Raw genomic sequence first — 17,359 nt, 5'->3', positions numbered from 1 at the left:
TGAGTTATAATGCTCTCCGTCATATCCAATATGGAACCTGATCTATGACGCCCACAAGACTATTGATACTAATCCTATCCGTTATGCCGCTCTGTCTGGCAGACAGCAGTGCTGATGATGATACCTTTCACCAAGACCACTCCCCTTCCTACGAGGTTTGGCCCATCGGCTGGGTTCGCAAGCAGGGAGGCAAAACGGTTATCGAGGTGGATGAGGCATATATGCCTGCGCTACTCGGCCTGGATCAGTTCGACGCCATCTGGGTGCTCTACTGGTTCGATCGCAACGATACACCGAAGCAGCGCAGGATCCTGCAGGTCCACCCCCGCGGCAATCCGGATAACCCCATGCGTGGCGTCTTCGCCACCCGTGCACCGGTCAGGCCTAACCTGATCGCCCTAAGCCGTTGCCGTATTATTTCTATACAGGGCAACAGGATTGAGATCGATGAAATCGATGCCTTTCCAAATACCCCGGTACTCGACATAAAACCCTAAATTGGCATGGCATGGACACAGAGAAATCTGGTCTATTAGATAGTGATGCTGTAAGGTATTGTACAGCGTAGCCACTATCTTCTCTGAAGATGGTTCAGGGATGCATTATCGCGTTCCACTCCTATGTCAAATCCAAGACAGGCATCTCTTTGATCACAATGTTTTTATTGTGATTAATGAAATATCTGATAGTGGGTGGAACTTGGCGCTGAAAACAAAGTCATCTCTCATGTTGCCTGTATAATCCCTAGCAGACTATAGAGATTGTCGCCAATCCAACCATTAGGTGCCCAGTGAATCGTGCACGGATGTTAACCATATGTTAAAGAAACTGGCTTTCACGTTGATAGGTCTAGCTATCCTGATTGGGGTACCGACCGTCATCAAGCTGAAACAATTCGAAACCATGGGCGCGGCGCAGATGGAGATGCCCCCCGAGACAGTGACCTCTGATCAGGTCCGCAGCGTGCGCTGGCCCAACACCGTGAGCGCCACCGGCTCACTGGTGGCAGTGCAGGGGGTAACTGTCTCCGCGGAACTGGGTGGTAAGATCGAGGAGATCGCCTTCAAGTCGGGTGATCGGGTTGAGAAAGGCGATCTGCTGGTGCGAATCGACATCACCGCAGAGCAGGCACAGCTCCGTTCAGCAGAGGCGGCAGCCAAGCTGGCGCGGATCAACCTGGACCGCAACCGGGACTTGCGTGCCAACAAGACTGTCTCCCAAGCCGACCTCGACAGCGCCGAGGCCAACTATAAACAGGCCACCGCCCAGGTCGACAATGTACGTGCCACCATTGCGAAGAAGACCCTGCGAGCGCCCTTCGCCGGTCAGCTTGGTCTACGTCAGGTCAACCTGGGTCAGATTATCGAACAGGGCACACCTGTTGTGACCTTGCAGACAATCGATCCCATTTATGTGGACTTCTCTTTTCCCCAACAGCAGTACTCCATCCTGATCCCTGGCACCAAGGTACACATCAGAACCGATGCGGCCCCAGACCAGGTCTTCAGTGGCAAGATTCTCGCGGTGAATCCCGAAATCGACCAGATGACCCGCAGCGTGCGTGTCAGGGCCAAGTTCTCCAATGAGGGTGAACTGCTACGGCCCGGCATGTTCGCCAATGTGGAGGTATTGCTTGCAGATGATGAGGAGGTACTTGCTATCCCGGCCACAGCCGTCCTCTATGCCCCCTATGGTGACACGGTATTCGTGATCGACGAGGTGGAGGATGAAGCCAGTGGCAAAAAACAGCAGGTGCTGCGCCAGCAGGTGGTTCGCCTGGGTGACACCCAGGGGGATTTCGTTGCCGTGGTCACTGGACTCAACGAGGGTGATAGCGTCGTCACCAGCGGCGTCTTCAAGCTACGGCCGAAGATGGCGGTGGTGGTGAATAACACCCTGGCACCGGATGCACAGATGGAACCCAACCCCGCCAATGAGTAACCGGACCCTGACAAAAGGATATTGAGATGGCCAGGATGAAAGCCTTTACCGATCTGTTTATCCAGCGCCCGGTGGTTGCGATTGTGATCAATCTGCTGATCGTCATCGCCGGTATACAGGCCTGGAACAGTCTCAATATCCGTCAATATCCCCGTAGCGACAACGCCACCATCAACATCTCCACGGTCTACGTGGGCGCCAGCGCCGAGTTGGTACGCGGATTCATCACCACACCCCTGGAACAGGCCATAGCATCGGCCGACGGTATCGACTATATCGAATCCAAGAGCCTGCAGGGCTTCTCCATGATCAACGCCCGCCTCAAGCTCAACTATGAGCCCACCAAGGCGTTGGCGGAGATCACTGCCAAGGTTAACCAGGTACGTAACGAGCTGCCCGCCGAGGCCCAGGTACCGGCGATCTCGGTGCAGTCGGCCGACTCGGAGTTCGCCGCCGCCTACATCAGCTTCGCCTCCGACATCCTCTCCCAGGCGGAGATCACCGACTATCTGATCCGGGTCATCCAACCCCGCCTGGCCGCTGTTGCGGGGGTGCAGCGGGCTGAAATATTCGGTGCCCGCACCTTCGCCATGCGCATCTGGCTGAAACCGGACAAGATGGCCGCCTATCATGTCAGCCCGGCCCAGGTGCGCCAGGCCCTGGCCGCCAACAACTTTCTCGCCGCCGTCGGCACCACCAAGGGCTCTCTGGTCCAGGCCACCCTGACCGCCAACACCGATCTGCACACGGTGGAGGAGTTCGAGCACCTGGTGATCCGGCAGCATGACGATGCCATCGTGCGTCTGCGGGATATTGCCGAGGTCACCCTCGGTGCGGAGGATTACGACACAACGGTCAGCTACCTGGGCCAGACCGCCGTCTTCATGGGTATCTTCCCCCTACCCAATGCCAATACCATCGATGTCATCAAGCGGGTGCGCACCGAGATCGACGCCATCGCCCGCGACCTGCCGTCAGGCCTCGAGGTTGAACTCGGCTATGATGCCTCTGAATATATCGCCAACGCCATCACCGAGGTCACCAAGACCCTGGGCGATACCCTGATGATCGTCATCCTGGTCATCTTCCTCTTTCTGGGTTCCATGCGAACCGCCCTGGTGCCCATGTTCGCGATACCGGTTTCCCTGATCGGCAGTATCTTTCTGATGCAGGTCTTCGGCTTCTCCCTCAACCTGCTCACCCTGCTGGCCATCGTGCTCTCCGTGGGCCTGGTGGTGGATGACGCCATCGTCATGGTGGAGAATATCGAACGCCATCTGCGGGAGGGTCGCAGCAAACTGGATGCGGCCCTGCTCGGTGCACGGGAACTGGTGGGTCCAATCATCGCCATGACCATCACCCTGGCGGCAGTCTACATTCCCATCGCCCTGCAAGGTGGGCTTACCGGCGCCCTCTTCCGCGAGTTCGCCCTGACCCTGGCCGGTACTGTCACCATCTCAGGCATCGTCGCTTTGACCCTGTCACCAATGATGTGTTCGCAAATGCTGCGCGATGCCGCGGATGAGGAGAAGGGCTTCACCGGCTGGGTCAACCACCACTTCGACCGCCTGCGCCTGGCCTACGGCCGCATGATCGGCAACACCCTGAACGCCCGCCCCTTCGTCTACGTGATATGGCTCGCTGTCGCTGCGGCTGCCTTCCCCCTCTACAACATGTCGCCCAAGGAGTTGGCACCAGGAGAGGATCAGAGTGTAATCTTCGGCATCATCAATGCACCGGCCAACGCCACCGCCAATCAGAAGGCGTTTTACGGCAAGGCGGTGGAGGAGGCATTTCTCAGTATTCAGGAGGTGGATCTGACCTTCCAGATTCTGCTCGCGCCCTCGGTCGGCGCCCTCTATGACACCGACGGCTTCTCCGGCATGGTGGTCAAGCCCTGGCACGATCCCCGTGAACGCACCGTGTTCGAGATCGTGCCCGATATCCAGGCCAAGCTGTCGCAGATCCCGGGATTCCAGATCTTCGCAACCACGCCCCCCGCCCTGCCCGGCGGTAGCAACTTCCCGGTGGAGTTCATCATCGCATCCACCGGGGACGCCAAGCGACTGCTCGACTTTGCCCAGCAGATACAGACCAAGGCCACGGAAAGCGGCATCTTCCACTTTCCGCCGCTGATCGATCTCAAATACGATCAGCCCCAGGCCCAGGTGGTATTGGATCGGGACAAGATCGGCGCCCTCGGGCTCGATCTCAACCAGGTCGGCAACGACATGGCCGCGGCCCTGGGTGGCGATTACGTCAACCGCTTCAACATTGCGGGGCGCAGCTATAAGGTGATTCCACAGATCGAACGTAGCCAACGACTCAACCCGGATCAGCTTACCGAGATCTACATAAACGGCCCTGAAGGCGAGATGATCCCACTGAATAGCGTGGCGAAGATCGAGAACAGCACCGTACCCCGCTCCCTCAACCGCTTCCAGCAGCTCAACTCGGTGAAGCTCTCGGGCATGACCAACCGCACCCTGGATGAGGCACTCACTGTACTAGAAGAGGCGGCGCGGGAGATCCTGCCCCCCGGTTACACCATGGACTACACCGGTGAGTCGCGCCAGCTGCGCCATGAGGGGAACAAGTTCCTGCCGGCCTTCACCCTGGCCATCGTGATGATCTTCATGGCGTTGGCAGTACAGTTCAACTCATTCCGCGACCCGCTCATCATTCTCCTGGGCTCAGTGCCATTGGCCATGTTCGGCGCCCTGATGTTCACCTTCCTGAAGATGCCCAATCCCAACATGCCCTTCTGGACCAGTGGCTGGACCACCACCCTCAACATCTATGCCCAGGTGGGCCTGGTCACCCTGGTCGGCCTGATTGCCAAGAACGGCATCCTCATCGTCGAGTTCGCCAACAAACTGCAGGAGCAGGGAGAGTCGAAGATCGATGCGGTGCGTGAGGCGGCGATGACTCGCCTGCGTCCGGTGTTGATGACCACGGTGGCAACGGTTGCCGGCCATTTTCCCCTGATCCTGGTAACCGGCGCCGGGGCGGCGGCACGAAACTCCATCGGACTGGTTTTGGTCGGCGGCATGGCCATCGGTACCCTCTTCACCCTCTTCGTGCTGCCGTCGATCTATGTCCTGCTGGCAAAGGAGCATACTCACATGCCACAAGATGACGAGGCTCCCAGCGAAGCACCCGAGAATGCGGTACCGGCACTCAACAGTGATTGAGACTTAGAGCCAACACCAGAGACAGGTTGTACTTTAAATGGATGAGATATTCAGGCTGGACATCATAGTGTACAGCGATCCCAAAGGTCCTTCATATCTCCCTGGCGACGTCCACTACCTCTCCGACGAGGCCCTTTATCGAGTTCGAACCTGATAAGCTCCCGACGATCGGCTTTTTTTCTACGCTGCTCAATACGCCGTTCAGGCCCAGTGTATGGCAATTTCTCGCGTTCCATTCAAACTCCTTTTTGAACATAGTATGCCTGCTAGTTTAGCACTCTTTTTAGCCAATCCTATGAACAGCCGCTGCTTCGCGTTAGGCGCTGGGGGCCTTGCCCGATGTCTCACCAGTAACCAAGGCTCAAAGCCCCCACACCAGAGAGAGATTGTACTTGAAATCGCTTCGCTCGGTGCCGGGTGCAGCCAGTGAATCGTACTCGTTGATCAGACCGATCTTCATCGCCAGCTTACCCTGCTCCGACATGGCCATCTTCCAATTGAAGGCGGTAATGTTGCGGTATTCACCCCCCTCCTCCAGGCTGGGATAGAAGGTGGTCTTGAAGTCAACCGACTCCCGCTCCGAGATGGCCCAGGCTGCATCCAACCCAAGGGTAGCCTCTTGGGTAAACTCCTCATCCACATCCCCATAGGTCTTGTTACCACCGAGACCGATACGGCCAACCAGGTACCAGTTGTCGTCGTTGAAGAATTCATAACCGACACCGGTCGAACCGGAAAGCCTGTAATCCCAATCCTTGAACTCATCCCAATCGTAGCGACCCTGGGCAAAGGCGAACCAGGGATTGTCATTCCAGTACCAATCCTTCAGCAGGTCGGCGAAGAACTGATTTCTCGATACCACTCCGTCGCTCTTTGCCTTGTCATAGGCGGTGACCAGTTTCCAGCCATGGTCCTGGTCCTTGTAACTGCCGGTGTACCCGGCATGCAGACTTATGGATTCGGAATTGCCGGTGGAGCCGTTGATGCCCATTTCGACATCTTGTTTCCACCTTTCTCCCTCGGCAAAGAGGGAAGTGGAGATCGTGGCGAACAAGCATAATGTCAGTCTGGTCAAGTGATCTCTGTAAGGCATAAGCGAGGCGTATTCCAATTTGTTCTCATGTTTGAATTGCGTTAGGCACCTGATGCTGCAAACCATCAGGTTGGCTCAGCGCGACATTAAACCCGGCTATGCCAACCTGTTGCAAGCTATGACCACGCTGTATGCTCAAAAGCACACTAAATCTGAGCCCACATCCATGAAATTGAGAAATGTCTCCATATTTGAACATGACAACCCTTGGCATAAATCCTCGACATTCCCCTGTTAGGGCCTCACCATAGATACATGCTCGATTTTTTATTCAGGATCTCGAGTTCATAATAGTCTGAGCATGCAGATCGGGCGAAGCCGTAGCAAAGGTGCAGCGGAAGCAGATGTTCCTCTCTGGGATGGCAATAGCGAGCATAGGGTGCGTTGAGCCAATCGTTAAGCCGTTGCGCTCTCTCATTTTCATCGAGCGCTTTGTTGGAACAGGTATCGACCAACCAGGCCTCGAAGGATTCATTCATTCGCCTCGACTCAGCGGTGTCAGGTGAAAAAAAGGCCCTCATGTTATGAAACGAAAAGCCCGAGCCAATGATGAGTAGATTCTCGTTTCTCAACCCCCGAAGCGCCTCACCGATCCTGATATGCTGCATTGGGTCCAGGCTGTTCACCAGAGACAGCTGAACACAGGGAATATCAGCATCCGGATAGATGATTTTCAGTGGCACAAACAGGCCGTGATCGAAACCACGCTGATCATTGAGTTCGGCTTCCATACCGGCCTTCTGCAACAGCTGCTGGATCCGGCCTGCCAGCGAGGGTTCCCCGGGACAAGGATATTCAATACTGTAGGACTGTTGCGGAAATCCATAATAATCATAAATCAGTGGTGGGTTCCTAGCTGAGGTTACAGTTGGGACTGCCTCTTCCCAGTGAGCGCTCACAACGATGATTGCCGATGGCTCTTCCATAGCCTTTGCAATCTCCTTCAAGCACTCCACCATCTCTTTATGCCCATCATCGCCAAGCAGGGGCAAAGGTCCACCACCGTGAGATATAAAAATTACGCGTGAGTTTTTTTTCAACGATTATCCCTGCCGAATATATTTGCTCCCGGATGGCAGTCCACCTTGCCCGGAGGGCAAGGTAACGCCAGACGCTCTTCAATATAGAATTCCCAATCAGCCCTCCATCAGATTCGCTTCCACGATGTTGCTCGCAAAGTCTCTGTAGACAGCGCCAATCTGCTTGGCCATGGTGTCCGGGAATGCATGGAATTCACCCGATTCGAGGGCGTCGATAATCGCCTGGGCAACGAGCTCAGCCGGTTCCGCAATTTCACCCAACCCGGCACTGTTCGCCATGTCCGTGGCGATGGGTCCAGGGTGTACGCTGATCACCTGGGTGCCCTGCTCCTGGAGCACATCACGCAGACCCTGCGTAATGGAGTAAGATGCCGCCTTCGACGCCGAATAAGTGGCGAAGTCGGCGAAATTTTTCATCGATGCGACAGAGTTGAGTTGTACAAAGGCGCCACCGCCGTTCGCTTTCAGAATTGGTGCAAACGCCTGGGCCATACGCATCAAACCATAGACATTGACCTCCATTTCGTCCTGCATCGCTGCCACGGCATTACTGGCCAGAGGGTTGGCGATGTTCAACATGCCGGCATTGTTGATCACGATCCCGACGTCCGCTGCCTGCTTTGCGGCGACGGCGATGCTGCCCGGTTCATTCATGTCGATGTGGAGTGGTGCAATGCGGTCACCATAGGCATCGCTCAAGGGCTTTATAGACTCCGGATTACGGGCGGCTGCATAAATTTTACCTGCACCGGCACGCAGAAATTCCTCGACAATGCTCTTTCCGATACCTCTGTTTGCACCTGTTACGAGGACGACTCGGTCTTTTACTGATTGCATGGGATAGCTCCTGTAGATATTTTGATTATATACCGATCGGTACATATTTGAATTATTGTACCATTCGGTACATAATGTCAAGTAGAAATATTGAATGGAGCGAGAGAGCGATGAGTGCGGGCAGGAAACGAACCTTCGATAAGTCGGATGCGCTGGACAAGGCGATGCGTGTATTCTGGAGAAACGGCTATTCAGGAACCTCCGTAACCGACTTGACTGAGGCATTGGGCATCAATAAACCCAGCCTGTATGCCGCCTTCGGTAACAAGGAACAGCTCTTTGGCGCTGCATTGGAACACTACACCTCGCACTATGGTGCGCCGATTCTTGAGCGGCTTACCGAACCGCCAGAGGCACCGGTTACTGAGCGCATTCGGGCCTATATGCTGGGCATCACCGACCTGGTCAGCAACAAGGCACTGCCAAAAGGATGTTTCATCGTCAAAAGTAATTGTGAGGCAGGGGGTAGTGCCATACCTGATGAAATCTCTCTTTCGTTACAGAGCATGAGATCGGCTCACCAGCAGGCGCTGAGAAAAGTTGTGGAGACCGAACAGAAAAGAGGCCTTTTACAGCAGACAAACAAACCGGGTGATATCGCCGAATATCTGTTATCTGTGCTGTATGGAATCTCAGTTCTTGCGAGACAAGGCAAGTCGAGAAAAGAGTTGCTCAAGGTTGTCGATATCGCAATCAATGCCCTGCCACTACCTGTGAGGTAGTGGCAGGTGTTGAGACAGCATGTTAAATAGTGACTAGGGCCTGTTAACACTAATCCAATGCACTCTGCTGGGACTGTTTTTGCGCCCAGCAAGGCAGAATGAGCGTGGTGTAGCCCGGCTACATGAGCGAATGATAACGCCGCTGGGTGCAAAAACAGCCCCAGCCCTTCGGGTTGCGCCCCGTAGGAAGTGCCCTTGGGGTGCGCCTGAAAAAGCACCACTCAGCGTTGCTCGTCGTTCATTTGGAGTCACCAAACTTCTCTCCTCGCGCCCCGAAGGAAGTGCCCTTGGGGTGCGCCTTGATTGGCGCTTTTTCAGGCACAACAGAGTGCATTGGATTAGTGTTAACAGGCCCTAGGCGATAACTGAGATTAGATCTGACGAACCTTTATATTCAGCGTCTGTATCCGGTAGCCTATCTGCCTCGGTGTCATACCCAGTAACCGCGCTGCCTTGGCCTGGACCCAACCGGCCTGCTCCAGGGCGGCGATGACCCGTTCCCGTTCATCCAGGTTGGGATCGTCGATATCCACATTGGCAACACTGCTGAGGCTCGCCGGACCGGGTTGCAGACTGCCCTCCAGACCGGTGAGATTGATTGCCTTTTTATCGATCAGGCCCGCCTCGCTCATCACCGCTGCACGTTCCAGACAGTTCTCCAGCTCCCTTACATTGCCGGGCCAGTCGTAGCGCATCAATAGACCGATTGCGCCATCATCGATCTCCAGCTCACGCCCCTGGCTCTTTGCGATCTTGCCCACCAGAAAACGCGCCAGATCGGATATATCCTCTCTCCTTTCCCGCAGGGCAGGCATGTTTATCGGCATCACATTCAAGCGATAGTAGAGATCCTCGCGGAAACTTCCCTCCTGCACTTCCGACTCCAGGTCCTTGTTGGTTGCCGCCACAACACGCACATCCACCACCTGGGTCTTGACCCCGCCGACCCGCTCGAACTCACCCTCCTGCAATACCCGTAACAATTTGGCTTGAAAGGCCGGGCTGATCTCACCGATTTCATCGAGAAAGATGGTGCCGCCATGGGCCTGTTCGAAACGTCCCTTGCGTTGACTCACCGCGCCGGTGAAAGCGCCTTTCTCATGACCGAACAGCTCTGACTCAAGCAGGGTGTCGGGCAAGGCCGCACAGTTGAGCTTGATGAATGGACCGTTTGCCCTGGGCGAGTTGTAGTGGATGGCATTAGCGATCAACTCCTTGCCCGTGCCTGACTCGCCGCGCACCAGCACTGTAGTGTTCCACTTGGCCACCTGACGCACCTGCTCGAACACCAGACGTATACTGCGCGTATGTCCCACCATATTGGAGAAGCCATGCTCGCCACGCACCTTGCGCCGCAAGGAGTCGCGCTCGTGCTTCAATGCCAGCTGTTCGTCCTCGACCTTCTTCCCCAGGCGCACGCTCTGACCGACCAGGTTTCCTACCATCTGTAAAAAACGATTCTGCCGCTCAAGCAGGTTCAAACTACCTGAAGGCTGTGCCGCCAACACACCCGCCGTTTGATCGCCAATCGGAATCGGCACGCCGATAAAGGGAAGATCGGGATCATACACACCCAGCCTGTCGAGGAAGCGATCCTCATCAGAGATACGCTGCACGACCAGGGGCTCGCCACTCTCCAGGATAGTACCCACGACACCCTCACCCGGTTTGTAGCGAACCGCATTGAAAGGTTCGGGGTTTTCATGCAGCGCACTCACCAGCAGGTCGCCGCTCTGTTTATCAAACAGACAAATCATACCGTGACGCATGTTGCCGCTATCATTCAGCGTCTTCAGAAGCTCCATCAGGGTCTCGCGAAAGTCGAGGGAGCGGCTGAGTACCTGGCTTACCTGATATAGGCTTTCCAGTTCCGACTCCATCACAGAACTGGTGTGACTTCCTGTCATAGCATCATGTTTAATGTCGTGTGAAACCATAAAATCATTCGCCTCCAGACCCATTAAGGGGCAGTCTCACAAATATGCGGCAACCACCTAGAAAGTCCGCATCGATCTCAACGCTGCCTCCATGCCCGATGGCAACCTCCTGTGCCATGGTCAATCCCATGCCTGCATGCTCTTTTGCCTGTGTCCAACCACAGAAGAATGGTTCAAAGGCCTTGAGTCGATGTGCCCTGGGTACACCCGGTCCGTTGTCCATCACTTCGATAACCAGCTCCAGCCCATCCACTCGCGTCTCCAAACGGATCTCCCGGTAATCCCGATCCGACTCACTCAGGGCCTGGATGGCATTGTCCAAAAGATATTTCAGGAGACCCCGCAAGGCATTGGCGCGGCCGGTAATGCCGGGCAATACCGTTGCGGGACGCCAATCGATAATCACACCACCCGCCAACATCTTTTCAGTGGAGAGCTTTATCACCTCATGCAAGAGCTCATTGATATTCACCACTGTTGCCTGCTCGGAGGTGGGGCTGGGAAGTGCGCCATGCAGGCTTTCCATCGCCTCGTCACCACTCTCGAGAGCCTGCTGTAACACCTTACGCAATCCATTCTGACTCGCTGAAGAATCAGGCATCGAGAGGGCTGCCTTAATCACATTCAGCGGTGCCTGAAGCTTGTAGATGGAACCGGATATGGCCTCGCGCATGGTCTGTACCATCTGCTGCTCAGCCATGCTTGCACGAATCATATTCAGTCGCGCCTCATTGATGCGATTTCGGCTACCGGTGATCTCGTTGGCGATCAGCAACAGGCAGCAACGCGCCACATCTGATTGTTTGAAGTAATTTTGCGCGGCCTCATCCAACTCTGCGACACGCACCCCGGAACAGGCGAACCAGCGCGGATTACTGCTGCCGGGTGGATCGAGTCGCACCTCGATATTGGTAAAGCCTTCACCGATCTGACAGACGTTGCCAAGATCGAAGCCGATCTGCTGTTCCAGGGCATCGAGAAAGAGAGTGGCGGGTTCAGTGCCTCTGAAGTCACCAATGAGTACCTTATAGGCATGGTTGTCGAGTAGAACCTTTCTATCCGCACCGACCATGGCCACCACCATGGGTGCCGCATCCAAGGCTGCCTCGGTGAGACTCTTCTGGAACTTTAGCTGCTGTTCAAGTTGGTGCATGGATGTCACATCACGGTGCATGCCCAGGTAGTAAGCAATCGATCCTTTCGGATTGAGAACAGGTGATATGGTCAGCTCGGCAAGATACTCCTGCTGATCTTTGCGGTGGTTGACCAGCTTGCCACGCCAGACATTACGCTGCTGAATCGTCTCCCATAGATCCTGGTAGACCTCGATGGGTGTGGAGTTACTCGACAGGACCGACTCGTTCTTCCCGATCAACTCATCCCGGGGATAACCTGTTAATGTTTCAAACGCCTGATTAACATAGAGAATATGGGCAGTCGGATCAGTAATCGAAATAGCGATGGGGGCCTGCTCCACGGTTTCCAGAAACAGCTTGGGTGGCAGATGCTGTGTAGTTCCCGGGGCACTGAAGGCCTCGATCACTTCCGCCGGCGTCCCCTCGGGGGGGGATGCCAGAAAGTTGCTAATCGTGTCTAAGACCTCACCGGATCTGGATTTGCGCTGCATCATAACTGCTCACTTCACTTAATCAGGCTCAAAATGTGGAAATTATCCTGAAATAAGCAAGAGCCATACCACTGCCTTCTGACCGATGAGGATAGGGATCCACAACATCCTATGTCATACACCTAACAGAGATCGGCAGATGGCCTGTCGCAAAGCCTACATGTGGGGGGGTTCTCCCCCACATCTCATCCCACGGCATCACAATCATCGCGCGGGGAAAAGATACACTGGCAGATCTATTTCACTCTTATTTTCAGGATGATAGGGAAGGAGATCACAAAACCAACCGATGCTGGACAGAAGCATAATGGTGAATTGGCATATTTATTGTTGGGTGATTCTCATCGTAGCTTAAACCGACGGGATCCATGGAACTCTTTCTAATCATTCTCTCTACAGCGCTGGTCAATAACGTGGTACTGGTCAAATTTCTCGGCCTCTGCCCGCTGATGGGCGTCTCCAACAAACTCGACTCTGCGCTTGGCATGGGGCTGGCCACCACCTTTGTCCTTACCCTCGCCGCATTCGCCGGGTGGCTATTGGAACACTATATCCTTACTCCCCTCGATCTCGGTTTCCTGCGCATTCTCACTTTTATACTGGTGATTGCCGTGGTAGTGCAGTTCACCGAAATGCTGGTACGTAAAACCTCGCCGGCGCTATATCAGGTACTCGGTATCTTCCTGCCCCTCATCACCACCAACTGCGCTGTGCTTGGTGTTGCATTGCTCAACGTACAGCAAGAGAACGGCTTCTTTGAAAGCCTGCTCTACGGTTTCGGTTCCGCCCTTGGTTTCACACTGGTACTTGTGATGTTTGCCGGTCTGCGGGAACGGCTTGCGCTGGCGAATGTACCTGCTGTCTTCAGCGGCGCACCTATTGCCTATGTGGTGGCCGGCCTTATGTCATTGGCCTTTATGGGCTTTGCCGGTTTGACCAACTAGGGCCTGTTAGCTCTTAGGGAGGGATTAATGATGGTTTCTGCAATCTTCATTGTTACCGGGCTGGGTCTGATGATGGGGGCCCTGCTGGGTGTGGCGTCAAAATATCTGGCGGTGGAAGGTAATCCCCTGCAGGGTGAAATCGAAGAACTCCTGCCTGGCTCGCAATGCGGGCAGTGCGGTTATCCCGGCTGTACACCCGCGGCTGAGGCGGTTGTCAATGGTGAGGCCCCTGTCACCATGTGCCCTCCCGGCGGCAAGGCCCTGGCTGAGGCGCTGGCCGAGAAACTGGGGGTAAGTATCGACCTCTCTGCTGTGGAAGAGAGGGCGCCCACGGTGGCCTTCATCCATGAAAGCCTCTGCGTCGGTTGTACCAAATGTTTCAAGCGCTGCCCCACCGACGCCATCCTGGGCGGACCGAAACAGATCCATGCGGTGTTTGCCGATGCCTGCACCGGTTGTGAAAAGTGTTATGACGTCTGCCCGACCGAATGTATCGAAATGCGCGAGGTTAAACCGACTCTGCAGACCTGGTATTGGCCGCAACCGGCCAAGGCGGCCTAGCCCGCATATTTCACCAGGCGGAGCGTACTAATAGGAATTCTCATGAGCATTAAGCAACTGACCAACTTAATCAAATTTGTGCTGAATAAACACCAAATCCTGATGAGATATGCGGGCTGACCATGGGCGCCGAAAACATCATTAAACTATTCAAGATTCGCGGTGGCGTACATCCCGAGGACCGCAAGCAGCTGAGTGCCGAACAGGCAATTGAACATCTGCCTATGCCACCGCTGCTGCATATTCCCCTGCAACAACATATCGGGGCCGCCGCAGAGCCACTGGTCAGACGTGGCGACATGGTCAAGAAGGGCCAACGCCTGGCCCGTAATCAGGGCGCCATCTCCGCACCGGTGCATGCGCCCACCTCGGGCAGGATCATGGGCGTGGGGGGCTATCCCGCTCACCACCCATCCGGACTGTCGGTCAGGACGATCACCCTGAAACCGGATGGAGAGGATGAGTGGACAGACCAACTTGACCCGGTCCATGCACCATTCAGTCTATCCCTTGAGGAGATAGCACAGCGCGTTGCCGATGCGGGAATCGTCGGTATGGGGGGAGCCACCTTCCCATCGGCGGTAAAACTGAATCTGCGCAAACGTTATGCACTGCATACCCTGGTCATCAATGGAGCCGAGTGTGAGCCCTATCTGACATGTGATGACCGCCTGATGCGTGAAAAATCTGCTGAGGTTCTCGACGGCGTGCGCCTGATGGCACGCGCCCTTGGAGTAGATCGCATCCTGGTTGCCATCGAAAACAACAAACCACAGGCACAGGCCGCCATGCGGCATGCCGCGGAGGCCCATGACCAGGTCAGTGTTGTCGGACTGCCGACCCGCTATCCCATGGGATCTGAGAAACACCTGGTACAGACTCTGATCGGCAAAGAGACACCTGCCCGAGGACTCACCGCCGACATGGGCGTGGTGGTTCACAACGTGGCAACCGCACTGGCGGTACACGATGCCCTCTACCATGGCTGGCCACTGATATCCCGTGTCATGACCATCACCGGAGGCGCTATCCGGGAACCGAAAAATCTGCGTGTGCCTCTGGGCACACCCCTCACCCACTTGATCGATTACTGCGGCGGATATAGCCAACAACCAACTCGATTGATCAGTGGTGGTCCCATGATGGGACAACCGCTTCCCAGCACCAGGGTACCCGCGGTCAAGGGCAGCAACGGCCTGTTGGCACTGACCGCCGACGAAAGCGAAAACGGCGATGAGATGCCATGCATTCGCTGCGCCAGCTGTGTCACTGCCTGTCCCTGTGGTCTGGTACCACTGGAGATGGCAGCCCACATCCGTGCCGGGGGACTCGACAATTCGGTCAAGCTGGGCCTGCTCGACTGCATCGCCTGCGGCTCTTGCTCATATGCCTGCCCATCCCACATCCCCCTGGTGCAGTACTTCAACTATGCCAAGGGCGAGCTGGCCGCCCGCCAGCGCGCTCAGCACAAGCAGGGTGAAACCAAACGTCTGGCGGAGGCACGCAACGAACGCATGGAGGCGATCAAGAAGGCCAAGCGCGAAGCGATGATGAAACGCAAGAAAGAGATGGAAGCGAAGAAGAAAGCAGAGGCCCAAGCCAAGGTTGCCGCGGCGTCCGACTCTCAATCCGACACTAAAACCGGGACTGAGACATGTTAGAAGAGCAGCCCGTCGCCGGCCCCTTTACCCACGCCCGCACCAGTATCAGCCGTACCATGGGGCTGGTCATGCTGGCATTGCTGCCTGCCACCCTGTACAGCCTCTATCTCTTTGGTTGGCCGGCGATCTTTCTTTTTGTCACCACGCTGATCGCTTGTCTGCTGTTCGAGGCCGGCTCCCTGCGCATTGCCGGGAAGCGTGCCCGTCCCTTCCTGCTCGATGGCTCAGCCCTGCTCACCGGTTGGCTGCTGGCCATGACTCTGCCTCCCTGGGCACCCTGGTGGATTGGCGTGGTCGGCGCTTTTCTTGCCATCGTCATCGCTAAGCAGGTGTTTGGTGGTATCGGCCAGAACCTGTTCAATCCCGCCATGGTGGCGCGGGTGGCACTGTTGATCTCCTTTCCCCTGGAGATGACCCTGTTCAATTCACCAGCGCCCCTTTTCTCGACCCAGGCGCCCGGTTTTCTCGACAGTCTCGCCATTACCTTCGGCAGCTCCGGTCAACTGGACGCCATCAGCAGCGCCACCACCCTGGGACATCTGAAGACAGAGCTGGGTCGCGCGGTACCACTGGAGACCGCCAGCAGTGGCATCGATTCCCTGTGGCGGCTCTCCCTGGGTCAGACCAGCGGCAGTCTCGGTGAGACCTCCGCCCTGCTACTACTGCTGGGGGGATTGTTACTGATCTACAAACGGATCATCACCTGGCATATCCCGCTGGCCATGCTGGGTACCCTGACCTTGCTGGCCAGCCTCTTCCATCTTATCGATCCGCAGAGTTACGTCGACCCACTGACCCATCTGCTATCAGGGGCGGCGATCATGGGCGCCTTCTTCATCGCCACCGACCTGGTGACATCACCCGTCTCGATCCGTGGCCAATTGTTGTTCGGTGCCGGTGTCGGCCTGTTGGTCTACGCCATTCGCACCTGGGCCGGCTACCCGGAAGGGGTTGCGTTTGCAGTGATGCTGATGAACGCCTGTACCCCGTTGATCGACCATTACCTCAAACCTCGCATCTATGGCCGCGACCGCAAGGGCGAGCCGCTGAACTATGCGGATGAGGGGGGTGACGCCTGATGGGTACACCACTGGAACCCAAATACCGCAAGCGGGTCGGCTATCAGGCTGTATTGCTGGGCGGCTTTTCCACCCTGGCCACCGCCCTGTTGGTGGCCGGCAATATCGCCACCAAAGAGGCCATCCAGGCGCGTCAGAAAGAGGACCTGCTCGACTCCCTGGCCCAGGTGGTTCCCGATGCGCGATACGACAACGACCTGCTGGCCCATCCCCTCCAGATCATGGATGAAAAAGGTAGGCCGGTAACCATCTATCGCGGCACCATCGGCGCCCAGGTCAACGCCCTCGCCTGGGAGATCAGCGGTCAGGGCTATGCCGGTGAGATGCGGCTGATCCTGGGGCTGGACGCCGAGGGCAAGGTCCTCGGTGTACGGGTGCTCTCCCATGCGGAGACACCGGGTCTAGGGGACAAGATCGAGGTGGCAAAGGACCCATGGATTCTCAGCTTTAACGGCCTGTCACTGGGTGATCCCCCGGATAGCGAATGGGCAGTAAAGAAGGATGGAGGACGCTTCGACCAGTTCAGCGGTGCCACCATCACACCCCGCGGGGTAGTGGGTGCGATCAAGGACGGCCTGGCCTTCTTCAAGCACAACCGCACCGAACTGTTGAATCCACCGGTGATCACCACGGATGTGGTGAAGCGGTAATTAAGTATCAGTCCGCAAATGAACGCGAATAAACACGAATGCTGTCGATGCTTTCCCACACCGTTATACGCAG

15 protein-coding genes are annotated in these 17,359 nt (G+C 56.0%); 9 read left to right on the top strand and 6 right to left on the bottom strand.

Features of this window, described 5'->3' with window-relative positions; genetic code table 11:
- Positions 1 to 44 precede the first annotated feature (44 nt).
- The 3 genes from tsaA to R2K28_RS06990 all read left to right on the top strand — a co-directional run bounded on the left by tsaA (position 45) and on the right by R2K28_RS06990 (position 5,135).
- Positions 45 to 497: a tRNA (N6-threonylcarbamoyladenosine(37)-N6)-methyltransferase TrmO gene (gene tsaA / locus R2K28_RS07000; RefSeq protein WP_316368718.1), complete on the top strand. Its 453-nt coding sequence runs from the start codon at positions 45 to 47 to the stop codon at positions 495 to 497.
- A 319-nt stretch (positions 498 to 816) separates the two neighbouring features.
- Complete coding sequence (locus R2K28_RS06995) at positions 817 to 1,941, top strand: efflux RND transporter periplasmic adaptor subunit (RefSeq protein ID WP_316368716.1); 1,125 nt, start codon at positions 817 to 819, stop codon at positions 1,939 to 1,941.
- 26 nt (positions 1,942 to 1,967) lie between these two features.
- Positions 1,968 to 5,135: an efflux RND transporter permease subunit gene (locus R2K28_RS06990; protein WP_316368714.1), complete on the top strand. Its 3,168-nt coding sequence runs from the start codon at positions 1,968 to 1,970 to the stop codon at positions 5,133 to 5,135.
- 91 nt (positions 5,136 to 5,226) lie between these two features.
- Here the strand turns inward: R2K28_RS06990 and R2K28_RS06985 are convergent, their stop codons facing one another.
- From R2K28_RS06985 to R2K28_RS06970, 4 genes are all read right to left on the bottom strand, one after another.
- Positions 5,227 to 5,391 (bottom strand): hypothetical protein, encoded by a 165-nt coding sequence (locus R2K28_RS06985; protein ID WP_316368712.1) that lies wholly within the window; start codon positions 5,389 to 5,391, stop codon positions 5,227 to 5,229.
- A gap of 105 nt (positions 5,392 to 5,496) precedes the next feature.
- Positions 5,497 to 6,210, bottom strand: coding sequence for a DUF481 domain-containing protein (locus R2K28_RS06980; protein ID WP_316368711.1), 714 nt, complete (start codon positions 6,208 to 6,210; stop codon positions 5,497 to 5,499).
- A gap of 260 nt (positions 6,211 to 6,470) precedes the next feature.
- Positions 6,471 to 7,268, bottom strand: coding sequence for a DODA-type extradiol aromatic ring-opening family dioxygenase (locus R2K28_RS06975; protein WP_316368708.1), 798 nt, complete (start codon positions 7,266 to 7,268; stop codon positions 6,471 to 6,473).
- A 96-nt stretch (positions 7,269 to 7,364) separates the two neighbouring features.
- On the bottom strand, positions 7,365 to 8,105 hold the full coding sequence (locus R2K28_RS06970; RefSeq protein ID WP_116446873.1) for an SDR family oxidoreductase: 741 nt from the start codon (positions 8,103 to 8,105) through the stop codon (positions 7,365 to 7,367).
- Positions 8,106 to 8,215: 110 nt separating this feature from the next.
- On the opposite strand from R2K28_RS06970, the gene R2K28_RS06965 reads away from it, so the two are divergent.
- Positions 8,216 to 8,827 carry a TetR/AcrR family transcriptional regulator gene (locus tag R2K28_RS06965; RefSeq protein WP_316368706.1) on the top strand — a complete coding sequence of 204 codons (612 nt, stop codon included), beginning with the start codon at positions 8,216 to 8,218 and terminating at the stop codon, positions 8,825 to 8,827.
- 371 nt (positions 8,828 to 9,198) lie between these two features.
- Here the strand turns inward: R2K28_RS06965 and nifA are convergent, their stop codons facing one another.
- Together nifA and nifL are read right to left on the bottom strand one after the other, a co-directional pair.
- Complete coding sequence (nifA, locus tag R2K28_RS06960; RefSeq protein ID WP_316368704.1) at positions 9,199 to 10,734, bottom strand: nif-specific transcriptional activator NifA; 1,536 nt, start codon at positions 10,732 to 10,734, stop codon at positions 9,199 to 9,201.
- 34 nt (positions 10,735 to 10,768) lie between these two features.
- On the bottom strand, positions 10,769 to 12,394 hold the full coding sequence (gene nifL / locus R2K28_RS06955) for a nitrogen fixation negative regulator NifL (RefSeq protein WP_316368702.1): 1,626 nt from the start codon (positions 12,392 to 12,394) through the stop codon (positions 10,769 to 10,771).
- 365 nt (positions 12,395 to 12,759) lie between these two features.
- Between nifL and rsxA the strand changes: the two genes are divergently transcribed.
- From rsxA to rsxG, 5 genes are all read left to right on the top strand, one after another.
- Complete coding sequence (gene rsxA / locus R2K28_RS06950; protein ID WP_116446107.1) at positions 12,760 to 13,335, top strand: electron transport complex subunit RsxA; 576 nt, start codon at positions 12,760 to 12,762, stop codon at positions 13,333 to 13,335.
- Between the two features lie 30 nt (positions 13,336 to 13,365).
- Positions 13,366 to 13,896: an electron transport complex subunit RsxB gene (gene rsxB, locus R2K28_RS06945; RefSeq protein ID WP_316369699.1), complete on the top strand. Its 531-nt coding sequence runs from the start codon at positions 13,366 to 13,368 to the stop codon at positions 13,894 to 13,896.
- A 140-nt stretch (positions 13,897 to 14,036) separates the two neighbouring features.
- The gene (rsxC, locus tag R2K28_RS06940) at positions 14,037 to 15,557 is read left to right on the top strand and encodes an electron transport complex subunit RsxC (RefSeq protein ID WP_316369697.1); all 1,521 of its coding nucleotides are present in this window, start codon (positions 14,037 to 14,039) and stop codon (positions 15,555 to 15,557) included.
- Positions 15,551 to 16,636 carry an RnfABCDGE type electron transport complex subunit D gene (locus R2K28_RS06935; RefSeq protein WP_316368699.1) on the top strand — a complete coding sequence of 362 codons (1,086 nt, stop codon included), beginning with the start codon at positions 15,551 to 15,553 and terminating at the stop codon, positions 16,634 to 16,636. Before rsxC ends, R2K28_RS06935 begins: the two co-directional genes overlap by 7 nt.
- On the top strand, positions 16,636 to 17,286 hold the full coding sequence (rsxG, locus tag R2K28_RS06930; protein ID WP_316368697.1) for an electron transport complex subunit RsxG: 651 nt from the start codon (positions 16,636 to 16,638) through the stop codon (positions 17,284 to 17,286). The genes R2K28_RS06935 and rsxG overlap by 1 nt, the downstream gene beginning before the upstream one ends.
- Positions 17,287 to 17,359 lie beyond the last annotated feature (73 nt).

Source organism: Candidatus Thiodiazotropha sp. CDECU1, assembly GCF_963455295.1.
Classification (GTDB): Bacteria; Pseudomonadota; Gammaproteobacteria; order Chromatiales; family Chromatiaceae; genus Thiodiazotropha.
Note: the sequence above shows the minus strand (reverse complement) of the source record. Positions and strands in the feature narration are given on the sequence as shown.